The following is a 12236-nucleotide window of genomic DNA, read 5'->3' on the forward strand; positions in this document are numbered from 1 at the left end:
GAGCGCCGCGTATTGACTGCATCGGCAATGATTGCCAATGCAGCGATATGGATTTCTATACGACAGCAGCGTTCGGTCCCGATTGCTCGCTGGGCTTCCTCGCCCGGCGTATCCATCAGGGGGTTCAGGGTGCGCTGGAGCCGTTGTTCGCCGACGCGGGACCGAGCGTGACGCAATGGTCGGCGATGGTGTCGATCTGGTTCGGTCGCGCGAGTACCTGCGCGGACCTGGCACGCGATCTGGCGCATGACCGGGGAGCGACGACCCGGCTGGTCGATACGCTGGAGCAGCAGGGTTGGGTCACCCGCACCCGCGCGACCGACGACCGCCGCGTCGTGAACCTGATGCTGACCCCGGAAGGGACGGCGGTGACGGTCGAATGTCGCGATCGGGCGATCGCCTATTGGAACCGCGTGCTGGCGGAGTGGGATCGCAGCGAGGTCGAGACGATGATTGCGCTGATGCAGAAACTGCGCGGGACGCTCGAGTCCGCGGCGATCGAGGACCGTGAAGCATGACCCGAACTAGGCTGTTGCTGGCCACCACGCTGGCGGGATCGCTGGCAGGATGCGCGATCCCAGCCTCCAAGGGCATCGTCGAGCCGGTGTCGACCACCGCGCTGGGACTGTCGCCGGATGCCGCGCCGGTGATCGCAGCCGACTGGTGGCGCGGATTCGGCGATAGTCAGCTCGACCGGCTGGTGAGCGACGCGGTGGCGGGCAATCCGTCGCTCGACGCGGCGCTCGCGCGGGTTGCGCAGGCGCAGGCGGTGTTGTCGACGAACCGCGCGGAGAACGGCCCGGACGTGACGCTCGACGCGCAGGAGCAATATGCGCGGTTGAGCGGGCGGTACACGATCCCGCCGCCCTTTGCCGGGTCGACCCGGTTCGTCGGGACGGTTGCGGCGAACCTGTCGTGGAACCTCGATCTGTTCGGGCGGCAGAAGGCGGCGATCGCGGGTGCACGCGCGTCGGTGCGCGCGGCGGCGCTCGACGTGGCGGCGGCGCGGCTGGCGCTGTCGGGGGCGGTGGTACAGACCTATATCGACCTCGAACGTGCCGAGGCGCAGGCGGGGATCGCGACGCGGACGATCGCGACGCGCGAGAATACGCTGCGGCTGGTCAACGTGCGGATCCGCAACAAGCTGGGCAGCAAGCTGGATGCGCAGGCGGCGACGACGCTGCTGGCGCAGGCGCGGCAGGCACTGGTGCGTGCGCAGGCCGCGCAGGTGCTGGCGAAGAACGCGCTGGCGGCGCTGGCGGGGCGCGGGGTGGACTATCCGGCGACGATCGGCGCGACTGCGCTGAAGCTCGATGCGGTGTTGCCGTTGCCTGCGTCCGTCCCTGCGGACCTGCTCGCGCGGCGGGCGGATATCGGTGCGGCGCAGGCGCGGATCGAAGCGGCAGCGGCGGGGCGTCAGGTGGCACGGCGCGCCTTTTATCCAAACGTGAACCTGGCGGGGTTGGCAGGGTTCCAGGCGGTCGGGCTCGGCAATCTGGTATCTCTCGATGCCGGGACGGTGGGCGTCGGGCCGGCGATCCATTTGCCGATTTTCGACAATGGCCGGTTGAAGGCCGATCTCGCGGGCGCGACAGCGGCGCTCGATCTGGCGACCGCAGACTATAACGACCGCGTGGTCGGCGCAGTACGCGAGGCGGCGGATGCGGTGGCGCGGATCGGTGCGCTCGACGCCGACCGACAGCGCCAACGCGAGGTGGTGCGCGGCTATGCCGAGACCGGGCGGCTAAACGCCATTCGCGTGTCGAGCGGGCTCGATAGCCGGCTCGACCTCGTCGACAACGATGTGCGGTTGCTCGCCGCCGAACAGGCGGATGCCGATCTTGCCGCCAATGCAGCCCAACAGCGCGTCCAGCTGGTGCTGGCGCTGGGTGGCGGATTCGATTTTCAGGATGTGACACGATGACCGATACGCAGACCGATCCGGCGCCCGCACCCGCAACTCCCCCCGCACCCGCCGGCAATCCGCGGGCACGCAAGCGGGCGCTGACGATCCTCGGCGTCGTCGTCGTGATCGGCGCGATCGTGTGGGCGGTGTTCCATTTCTTGCTCGCCGCGCCCGAACAGGAGACCGACGATGCGTATGTCGCAGGCGACGTGGTGGCGATCACCGCGCGCGATCCGGGGCAGGTGACCGCGATCCATGCCGACAACACGCAGGTAGTGAAGGCGGGGCAGCCGTTGATCGACCTCGACGCAGCGACCGCGGATGTCGGTGTTGCCTCGGCGGAGGCGGAGCTCGCGCGGGCGGTGCGGTCGACGCGGTCGGATTTTTCGAAGGTGAACGAGACCGGGGCCGCGGTCGTGCAGGCGGAAGCCGAGCTGGCGCGGGCGCGGAACGACCTCGCGCGGCGGCGTGGCGCGGCGGCCGAGGGGGCGATCTCGGGCGAGGAACTGAGCCATGCGGCGGATCAGGTGAAGGTGGCGGCGGCGACGCTGCAACTCGCCCGCAGCCAGCAGGCGCAGTCGCGTAGCGGCGTTGCCGGCACCACCGTGTCGAACAACCCGGCGGTGATGGCGGCGATCGCGGCGTATCGGCGCGCGGCGATCACGCGGAGCCACATGCATGTGGTCGCACCGATCAACGGCGTGGTGGCGCAGCGGACCGTGCAGCTTGGGCAGCAGGTGTCGGCGGGGATGCCGCTGATGGCGGTGGTGCCGCTCGACCGGGTGTGGGTCGACGCGAACTTCCGCGAGACGCAGTTGCGCGATCTGCGGATCGGGCAGCCGGCGACGGTGACCGCGGATATGTATGGCGACGACCTGGTCTATCATGGGCGTGTCGTCGGGCTGGGCGCGGGCAGCGGCAACGCGTTCGCGCTGTTGCCGCCGCAGAATGCGAGCGGGAACTGGATTAAGATCACCCAGCGCGTGCCGGTGCGGATCGCGCTCGACAGGGGCGAATTGCGGCGCAATCCGTTGCGGGTCGGGCTGTCGGTGAACACGATCGTCGATACCGCGGACAAGTCGGGGACGATGGTCGGGCGGCCGGCGGTGGCGGCGTACAAGGGGCTGGCGACCGGCGCGGGCGATGCTGCGGTCGAGGCGAAGATCCGGCAGATCATTGCGGCTAACCGGTGATGATGGGGCGCGATCGGGGTGTGGTTAGCAAAGAGGGTGTGGCGTGCCTGACTGAATTCGGCATGCCCCTTCTTGTTCTCCCGCGAAGGCGGGAGCCCAGACTGGGCTTCCGCCTTCGCGGGAGAACAAGAAGGGGGCGTTTCGCTGTGTTGGGCGCACCACCCCGGCGGAGGCCGGGGCCCAATTGGAGGACGAACGTGACTGCGCGCGCCCCTTCGTCACCTTGGCTTTCCCAATTGGGCCCCGGCCTCCGCCGGGGTGGTCTTGGCTTGGCGTATCGCTCCCAGCGGAGCGCCACCTGATGGCCGCTCCCTCAGGGCCCGGCCCGGCTCCGCTCGTCCGCGGCTCGCTCGCGCTGACCGCGTTCGCGCTGGCGCTCGGCACGTTCATGCAGGTGCTCGACACCACGATCGCCAACGTCTCGCTGCCGACTATCGCCGGCAATCTCGGCGTCTCGAGCGACAACTCAACCTGGATCGTCACGGCGTTTGCCGTCGCCAACGGCGTCGCGGTGCCGCTGACCGGGTGGCTGATGGGCCGGTTCGGCGTGGTGCGGACGTTCTGCGTGTCCGTCTTCCTGTTCACGATCGCGTCGTTCCTGTGCGGGATCGCGTGGGACCTGCCGTCGCTGATCGGCTTTCGTATTCTCCAGGGCGCGGTATCCGGACCGATGATCCCCGGCAGCCAGGCGCTGCTGATCGCGATCTTCCCCGTCCACAAGCGCTCCACCGCGCTCGGGATCTGGTCGATGACGACTTTGGTCGCGCCGATCATGGGGCCGATTCTCGGCGGCTACATCTCCGACAATTACCACTGGAGCTGGATTTTCCTGATCAACGTGCCGTTCGGGATGTTCTGCGCCTTCGTGTGCTGGAACAAGCTCGGCAAGCGCGATACCCCGACGCGCAAGCTGCCGATCGACCAGGTCGGGCTGATCCTGTTGGTGGTATGGGTCGGTGCGCTGCAGATCGTGCTCGATCTCGGCAAGAACGACGACTGGTTCGCCGCCGACCGGATCGTCATCGCCGCGGTCGTCGCGACGATTGGCTTTATCGGCTGGATCATCTGGGAGCTGACCGACGCCAATCCGGCGGTGAACCTGTCGCTGTTCAAGAGCCGCAACTTCACCATCGGCACGATCGCGTTCTGCCTCGGCTATGCGGTGTTCTTCGCCAACACGCTGCTGCTGCCGCTGTGGTTGCAGACCCAGCTCGGCTATACCGCGACCTGGGCGGGGCTGGTCGCCGCACCATCGGGCGCGGTCGCGGTGCTGCTGACGCCGTTCGTGGCGCGGCTGAGCGGCAAGATCGACGCGCGCATCCTCGCCACCGTGGCGTTCGCGTCGTTCGGCTACTCCTATTATCTCCGCTCGGGCTACACCACGGGGGCGAGCTTCTACGATCTGATGCTGCCGTTGATGGTGCAGGGGATCGCGATGAGCACGTTCTTCTTGGCCATGCTGACGATCTCGCTCGATCGTATCCCGGCGGAGCGGCTGCCGTCGGCGACCGGCATCTCGAACTTCGCGCGCATCACCTCGGGCAGCTTCGCCGCGTCGATCATCACGACGGCGTGGGATCGCCGCGAGACGCTGCACCAGAGCCGGCTGTCGGAGGCGATCGGAACGGGTTCGCCCTACCAGATGGCGCAGGGCGCGCTGACGCGGATGGGGCTGACCGACGTCCAGGCAGCGGGCGCGATCACCCGGCAGATGGTGGCGCAGGCCTATCTGCTCGCGTCGACCGACCTGTTCCGCCTGTCGGCCTGGCTGTGCCTGGCGATGGTGATCATCGTCTGGTTCACCCGCCGCGCGAGTCCGCCGCAGGGGCCGATCGCGGCGGACTGAAGCGGGGCGCAACGATCCGCTCCGCCAGGGCAATCACGATCGCCGGGTCAGCATCAGCCGCACGCCGTTGCCGGCGCGCAGCGTCAGCCTGCTGATCGGTTCGGGATCGTCGCCGGGGATCGTCGCAAGATCGAACGCCTGCACGATCCCCGCCAGCGTCAGCAACGCCTCCTGTTGCGCGAAGCCGGCGCCGATGCACACGCGGGGCCCCTTGCCGAACGGGAGATAGGCGTGGCGACAGGCCTGCGCCTGCTCGGGATCGTCGAACCGATCGGGATCGAAGCCGTGCGGTTCGGGGAAATTGTCTTGGTTGCGCTGGATCAGCCATGGCGAGACGACGAGCATGGCATCGGTCTCGATATGCTTGTCGCGCATGTCGACCGGACACGTGGCGCTGCGCACGAGGAAGCTCAGCGGCGGGTAGAGGCGCAGCGTCTCGCGGAAGACGTTGCGCGTGACGTGGAGAGTCCGGAGCGCGTCATAGGTGAGCGGCCCCTCCCCCGCCTCGGCCCGGATCGCGTCCTGCAACGCGGGATCGCGCGCGAGGAGATAGAGCGCCCAGGTGATCGCGCTGGCGGCGGTCTCGTGGCCGGCCAGGAAGATCGTCGAGACCTGTCCCATCACCTCCTGCTCGGTGAACGCTGCGGCAGTCCGCGGATGGCGCGCGTCGATCAGCGATTGGAGGATGTCCTCGCCGCGGTCGCCGCGCGAGTGCGTTGCTGCATAGCGCTTGGCAACGATGTCGGCGAAGACCGCGTGGATCCGCGCGGCGGCACGCTGGGCGCGGGCAAGATAGCCGAGCCCCGGCAGCCGATACAGCTTCAGCATCGAGTGGCGCTGCGCCTGCTTCTGATAGTCGTGAAACGCGTCGAAGATCTCGCGAGCGCCCGCTGCGTCGAGGGGGCGTGAGAACATCGTGCGAAAGATCACGTCGGCGGCGATGTGCGTCGCGAGCGGGTCGATCGACACCGGCTTCGCCAGGTCGAGCGCGCGCATCGTCGCCAGCAGGTCGTCGACCGCGGCGGCCATCATCGGGAACACGCCCTTGAGCGCGGTATGGCTGAAGGCGGGGTTCACCATCGCCCGCTGGTCGCGCCAGTCCTGGCCGATCGCCGAGAACACCGCATTGCCGATCAGCGGATCGAGCAGGTCCTGGAGGAAGCGGTGCTTGGGGAATATCTCGGCATCGGTCCCGAGGATGCGGTGGACCAGGGGCAGTTCGTTGGCGATGTAGAACGAGAGCGCGGGAGTATGGATCTCGCCCATCTTCATCGTGTAGCTCTTGTCGAACAGCACATGGATCCACGAGTTCCAGCCGCGCAGGAACCGTTTGAGCAGCGAGGATCTGGTGGCGTGCGGCTGCGGATAGGGCGGCGTGAAGCGGACCGTCATGCAATCGTCCGGAATGCCGCGACCGCAGCCTCGATACTGCGTGACGATGCGGTGAGACTGGGCAGGTCGAGCGGACTGACGCGGTCGCCGACGCGCAGATAGTCGAAATGGATCTCGTATTTGTTGCGCCAGCCCTTGTGATAGGTTTCGGGCTCGTAGAAGCGGTGGAAACGCGGGCTCAGCAACTCGATCCGTGGGTTCGGCGACGGCTCCACCAGCAGCAGCGGGTTGGCGCCGAAGAACGCCGCGCCGTCGGGCGGCGAGCCGATGTCGATCCAACGGAAATCCTGCCGCGACAGATAGCGGAGGCGCGCGTGAAACCGCACCGCATCGCGGCGGCAGGCGACCAGCGGGATGCAGTGGCCGTAGGTGACGAGTACGAAATTGGCGGGCAGCTTGCCGTCGTAGCGCGCGAGCAGTCGGGCCATCAGCAGCATCGCGAGGATCGAACCGTTGCTGTGGCTGATCAGCAGGACCTCGTCATACTCGCCGTGCAAGTCCTGTGCGATCTCGTCGACGAACGCATCGAGCCGGGCTTGCAAGGCGGGCGATCCCTCGCCGTCGCCGAACTCGCCGTTGAAGACGAAGAAGCGCAACAGCCACGGCGCCCGGATAGCGTTAAGCAACGGGATCGAGGCGGCGGCGCCCAGGACCAGTCCGATCGGCAACGCCAGCCACCAGGGCAGCCACATCAGCGCGATGAGGACCAACGGCACCGCAAGCAGCAACGGCAGCAGGATGCTGAGGATCGGCGGATAGAGCATCGTCACCAGCGGGCCGGTGGCGATTTTCCTGACGGCCGCGAAGTCGAACAGCCGGGCATGATCGGCGTAGACGCGCGCGGCGCGGCGCGCGAGTTGCACCGGATTGCGAATCCAGGCCTGCTGGACGATGTCCTCCCACCGCAGGAAACTATACTCGGTGATCGCGTCGACGGTATCGTTGCGGATCGTCCAGTCGCTGCGGATCGACGAGGCCTTGCGGCGACGCGAAACGGTCACGGCTTCGCCGGTCTTCTCGGCGTATCGCCCAAGCTGATCCTTGGCGAGATTGTAATAAAAACGCACACCGCGCGGGTCGAACCCACCCAGGTAGAAGACTTTGCGCTTGAATGTCGCCACGATCGCCGCCTACTTCCCGTATGCCGTACGACGAGACACTTCCCGCACGCAACTATTGCTACTTCCTGGACCATCGAAGATATAATCGCAATCGCGGCTGTCAATTGCACGACAATGCTTACGGGATTGCCGGTGGCGGTAGAGAATCTTTTCGATGGGCCTCCGATACTGTCTTGTACCGGAACATGCGTGATCAAGGCGACCCGATGGCGCTCATTGCACTTCTGGCATGTCGCGGTTTCGGTTGGTTTTTCTTCAACTATCACTCCGGCCGGTGGCTGTGGCGCGGCCAGTTGTTACGACGCTTTGTCAAGGATCGATCGTGACGATCGCGCCGCCACCCGGTCGTCGCGTGACCGTTGGCGCGGTGACGTTCGCCGCCGACCTGCCATTCGTCTTCGTCAGCGGGCCGTGCCAGATCGAAACCCGCGACCATAGTCTGCGGCTCGCCGACTCTCTGGTCGCAGCGACGCGCACCGCCGGCGTACCGTTCGTGTTCAAGGCCTCGTACGACAAGGCGAACCGGACCTCGGGTGCGGGACAGCGCGGCATCGGCCTCGACGAAGGCTTACGGATCCTTGCCGATATTCGCGACGCGTTCGGCTGCCCGGTGCTGACGGACGTGCACGCCGTCGACCAGGTCGCGGCCGCGGCGGATGCGGTCGACATCGTCCAGATCCCCGCGTTTCTCTGCCGGCAGACCGACCTGCTGCTGGCGGCAGGCCGATCGGGGCGCGTCGTCAACGTCAAGAAGGGCCAGTTCCTGGCGCCGTGGGACATGGCCGCCGTCGCCGCGAAGATAGCGTCGACCGGCAATACCGACATCATCCTGTGCGATCGCGGTGCGAGCTTCGGCTACAACACGCTGGTGTCGGACATGCGCGCGCTGCCGATCATGGCGCGCACCGGCTATCCGGTGATGTTCGACGCGACGCATTCGGTCCAGGCGCCGGGCGGACGCGGCGACTCCTCGGGCGGCGACCGCGACTTCGCGCCCGTCCTCGCCCGCGCCGCGGTCGCCGCCGGCGTCGCCGCGGTGTTCGCCGAAGCGCACGACGATCCCGCCAACGCGCCCTCGGACGGGGCGATCATGTTGCCGCTCGAGTGGATCGCGCCGTTGTTGGCGACGCTGGTCGCGATCGACGCGGTGGTGAAAGCGTGAAGGCGTAAACGCCTTTGGGGATCAGGGCAGTGTCAGTTCGCCGGGGGCGCGTCCTTCTTCGCCAGCGCCGTGATGGTGCTCCCCTCCACGCGCCAGACCTGCGCATCGGGCGTCCGCACGAACACCGGCATGCGCATGCGATACGACGCAAAGACATGGATCTCGGTCGGCATGGGATCGAGCAGGTGATTGACCATGAACCCGACTGGCGTGGCGCCCTTCGGCAATTTGGGTGCGGTCATGGGGAGGCATGACACGCTGTAAGGACGCGACGCGAGAACCGTTCCGTCAGGCGCGACGATGACGCGGTAGTTTCCGCCCATCGGAAACGTGCCCTGCGTCACCTGCGCCGACAGAAGATAGGCCGCCACGGGACCGCCTTTGCGCGATGGCAGGACAACGGTGTTGAACGGCTTTGGCGTGCACGCGGTATAGCCACGGTCGCGCGCCCGGACTGCGGCGGCATCGCGCGCGCGGGCAAGGATGGCCTGGTCCGCGGTGAGTGGAACCGGCTGAGCGAGGCGGTCTTTGCGCACGACCTTGCCGCGCCGCACATCGGCCACGAAAAATGCCTGCGCCGTCGCCGCCGCGCCCCGGTAATATGTCACGCGCAGGATCTCGTCGTCCAGTGCCTCGACGACATAGCCGCCAAGGCCTGTCGGTATGTCCTGTGCGGCGACCGCGGTCAGGGCATCGGAACTCACCGATGCCGCCTGGTCGAAGGTATAGAGCAGGCGACCGAGATTGGCGGATTCGGCCACCCTCTGGTCTGTAGACCTTGGGGTCGGCGCTTGAGGCGGCGCCGGTGCCGCGCCGCTCGACGCCTGAAGAAGCGCCGCAGACCATAAACCGAGCGATGCCAGCATCAACGAAACTCCCTCTCGCCCCTGCACGCTGGACCGCTATCGTCGATCCGACAAGGTCGATCCGGGAGGGAACACGGCATCGCCCGCGATCCGCCCAGTCGGATGGGTTACGGCCGCACGTCCCAGGCCACCGCTCGCGGCGGCGCGTTCGCCAGGACGGCGATCATGCCATAGGCACCGGTGCGTAAGGGGGTCATGCCGGGTAGCGCAAAGCGGGCATGTCCGCTGCTCGTGACGACCAGCATCGTGCCCGCCGCGTCCGCCAGCGCGCTCCGCCAGGCGATCCGGCGCGCATCGGCGTCGACCCGCCACCCGTCGGGCTCGGTCGCATCCCGCTTCCAGGCGTCGAGCGCCGGCTGGCCGAGGCGCGCGACCACCGCAGCTTCGCAGTGATCCTCGTCGGGACCATGGTCGATCTCCCGCAACCATTCGCCAACGCTTACCGGGCAATCCTGCCCCGCCGCCGCCAGCAGGATTTCGGCGGTCTGTCGGGTGCGGCTCAACGGTCCGCAGTCGACCCGATCGAAGACGATCCCCCGTCGCGCGAAATCATGGCCGAGCGCGCGGGCCTGCTCACGGCCGGTGACCACCAGGGGCACATCGGTGCGGCCGCCGATCCGGCGCGGCGCGTCGTCCACCCCGAACGTGTTGCCGTGACGGACGACAAACACGCGCGCCATCACGAATCGTCCAGCGGATCGCCGTGCGCCGCGATCAGCGCTTCGGCGCGGACGATGTCCGCTTCGGTATCGATGCCCGATATGTCGAATCGCGCCGGCGGGATCTCGACCGCGTCGATCGTCAGGCCCAGCTCGAACAGGCGAAGCTGCTCGAGCCCTTCATAGCGCTCGAGATCACTTGGCGCCGCCGCCTCGAACGCCTGCAGCGCCGCCAGCCGGTAGGCGTACAACCCGACGTGCCGCCACACCGGCGACAACCCCATCGACGACGACCTGACGGTCGCTTCGTCGCGGATCGCCGGCAGGATCTGCTTCGAGAACCACAGAGCGCGCCCCGCTGCGGTGCGGACGCAGGTGGTGCCGCTGAACGGCGCGGTGTGCTTGTGGAGACGCAGCGCATCGAGCGCCGACCAGTCGAGCCGCACCACCGACGTCGCGATATCGGCGCTCCCGACCGACAGCGCGGCGATGACCGCGGCAACCGAGGCGGGCGATTGGAACGGCGCATCGCCCTGAAGATTGACGACGATCCCCGGCGCCGGACCCTCGCCCGCCGGCGTCGCCATCGCCGCGGCGAGCGCACGCCCCGACCCCGATGTGATCGCCCGCCGCGTCATCACCGCGTCGCACCCGATCGCGCGGGCATGCGCGGCGATCTCAGGAGTATCCGTCGCAACGACCAGCGTGGCATCGCCGCACCGTGCGATCACCCGGCGACCGAGCCCGATCGTGCGATGCAGCAGGCTGAGACCGGCGATCGTCCGCAACGGCTTCATCGGCAGGCGCGAAGACCCGCCCCGCGCCGGGATGACCACCAGGATGGTCAGGCGATGCCTGCACGCAAGGTATCGTGCATGTGGATGACACCGAGCAGATAGCCGGCGTCGGCGACGAACATCATCGTCACGCTGTTCGCCTGCATCCGCCGTAGTGCTTCGGACGCGAGCTCGTTCGGCGCGATCTTGATCGGACTGCACGTCATCCATGCATCGACGCGCGCGGCCATGCTGCCGCCGCCGGTGATGGTCCGACGCAGGTCGCCATCGGTGAACGCGCCGACCAGCCGGTCCTCGGCATCCACGACCGCCGTGCCGCCGAACCGGGCCCGCGTCATCTCGATGGTGGCATCGAGCAGGCTGGCGTCGGCTCCGACCTTGGGCACGTCGGCGCCGGTCGACATCAGGTCCTGGACCTTGAGCAATTGCGCCCCCAGCCGGCCCTTGGGATGAAACTTGTAGAAATCGTCCGCCGAGAATCCGCGAAGATCGACCAGCGCCATCGCGAGCGCATCGCCGAGCACGAATTGCAGCGTCGTCGAGGTGGTCGGGGTAAGCTGGATCGGGCAGGCCTCGCGTACGGCGGGCAGGTTGAGAAGCACGTCGGCCGCGCGCCCCGCCATGCTGTGCGCCCGCGACGTGATGGCGGCCATCGGAATGCCGAAGCGCTTGCAATAGGTGATGATCGGCGCGAGCTCGGCGCTCTCGCCCGATAGCGTGATCATCAGCACCAGATCCTTGTCGGTGATCATGCCGAGATCGCCATGGCCCGCTTCGGCGGGGTGCAGGAACATGGCGGGCGTGCCGGTCGAGGTGAGCGTTGCCGTGAGCTTGCGCGCGATGATCCCGCTCTTGCCCATGCCGGTCACGATCACGCGCCCGCCAAGCCGGTAGATCTGCTGCACAAGCCGTTCGAATGCATCGGAAAACGGCCGGTCGGTGAAGCGATCGAACAGGGCCTCGAGCCCTTCCGACGTGATCGCCAACGTGCGCAGCACCGATGCAGCGGTGCGCGATACGCCTAATGTTCGCACTGCCCCCGCCAGTCGCGTGCCCACGATCCACGCCCCCTATATTACGTATAGTGCCCCCATAACCCCGACGATCATCGTTTCCGACAGTATCCATCCGACGGATACCCGCCCGAACACACCGGATGATTTTCCAGATAGGTTTTAGCTGCAATAAACTTGCCCGTATTGTCTTACGACCCACGCGTTATTCGTAACAACAGGTGAAGTTTACAATGCAGGATTGGGAAGTTCGTTTTTGGGACACTCGATTATTTCTCGAT

The 12236-nt window shown here is 67.2% G+C and carries 11 protein-coding genes; 5 read left to right on the forward strand and 6 right to left on the reverse strand.

Annotated features, from left to right (window positions below; genetic code table 11):
- The first annotated feature begins 47 nt into the window (after positions 1-47).
- From U1737_RS04365 to U1737_RS04380, 4 genes are all read left to right on the forward strand, one after another.
- Positions 48-518 (forward strand): MarR family winged helix-turn-helix transcriptional regulator, encoded by a 471-nt coding sequence (locus U1737_RS04365; protein ID WP_332795753.1) that lies wholly within the window; start codon positions 48-50, stop codon positions 516-518.
- Positions 515-1924, forward strand: a complete 1410-nt coding sequence (locus U1737_RS04370; RefSeq protein ID WP_332795754.1) for an efflux transporter outer membrane subunit — start codon at positions 515-517, stop codon at positions 1922-1924. Before U1737_RS04365 ends, U1737_RS04370 begins: the two co-directional genes overlap by 4 nt.
- Positions 1921-3099 carry an HlyD family secretion protein gene (locus U1737_RS04375; protein WP_332795755.1) on the forward strand — a complete coding sequence of 393 codons (1179 nt, stop codon included), beginning with the start codon at positions 1921-1923 and terminating at the stop codon, positions 3097-3099. The genes U1737_RS04370 and U1737_RS04375 overlap by 4 nt, the downstream gene beginning before the upstream one ends.
- Before the next feature lie 301 nt (positions 3100-3400).
- On the forward strand, positions 3401-4945 hold the full coding sequence (locus U1737_RS04380; RefSeq protein ID WP_332795756.1) for a DHA2 family efflux MFS transporter permease subunit: 1545 nt from the start codon (positions 3401-3403) through the stop codon (positions 4943-4945).
- A gap of 33 nt (positions 4946-4978) precedes the next feature.
- Here U1737_RS04380 and U1737_RS04385 read toward each other — a convergent pair whose 3' ends face one another.
- Together U1737_RS04385 and U1737_RS04390 are read right to left on the reverse strand one after the other, a co-directional pair.
- On the reverse strand, positions 4979-6337 hold the full coding sequence (locus U1737_RS04385; RefSeq protein WP_332795757.1) for a cytochrome P450: 1359 nt from the start codon (positions 6335-6337) through the stop codon (positions 4979-4981).
- Positions 6334-7458 (reverse strand): hypothetical protein, encoded by a 1125-nt coding sequence (locus U1737_RS04390; protein WP_332795758.1) that lies wholly within the window; start codon positions 7456-7458, stop codon positions 6334-6336. The genes U1737_RS04385 and U1737_RS04390 overlap by 4 nt, the downstream gene beginning before the upstream one ends.
- Before the next feature lie 328 nt (positions 7459-7786).
- Between U1737_RS04390 and kdsA the strand changes: the two genes are divergently transcribed.
- Entirely contained in the window at positions 7787-8620 is an 834-nt protein-coding gene (gene kdsA / locus U1737_RS04395) for a 3-deoxy-8-phosphooctulonate synthase (RefSeq protein ID WP_332796038.1), read from the forward strand.
- 32 nt (positions 8621-8652) lie between these two features.
- On the opposite strand, the gene U1737_RS04400 is transcribed toward kdsA, so the two are convergent.
- From U1737_RS04400 to U1737_RS04415, 4 genes are all read right to left on the reverse strand, one after another.
- On the reverse strand, positions 8653-9381 hold the full coding sequence (locus U1737_RS04400; protein WP_332795759.1) for a hypothetical protein: 729 nt from the start codon (positions 9379-9381) through the stop codon (positions 8653-8655).
- 212 nt (positions 9382-9593) lie between these two features.
- Positions 9594-10166, reverse strand: coding sequence for a histidine phosphatase family protein (locus U1737_RS04405; RefSeq protein WP_332795760.1), 573 nt, complete (start codon positions 10164-10166; stop codon positions 9594-9596).
- A complete protein-coding gene (kdsB, locus tag U1737_RS04410; protein ID WP_443027090.1) occupies positions 10166-10984 on the reverse strand; it encodes a 3-deoxy-manno-octulosonate cytidylyltransferase in 819 nt (272 codons plus the stop codon). The genes U1737_RS04405 and kdsB overlap by 1 nt, the downstream gene beginning before the upstream one ends.
- A gap of 5 nt (positions 10985-10989) precedes the next feature.
- Positions 10990-12000 (reverse strand): KpsF/GutQ family sugar-phosphate isomerase, encoded by a 1011-nt coding sequence (locus tag U1737_RS04415; RefSeq protein WP_443027081.1) that lies wholly within the window; start codon positions 11998-12000, stop codon positions 10990-10992.
- Between the last annotated feature and the right edge of the window lie 236 nt (positions 12001-12236).

The sequence above is a fragment of the Sphingomonas fucosidasi genome (assembly GCF_036663855.1).
Lineage (GTDB): Bacteria > Pseudomonadota > Alphaproteobacteria > Sphingomonadales > Sphingomonadaceae > Sphingomonas > Sphingomonas faeni_B.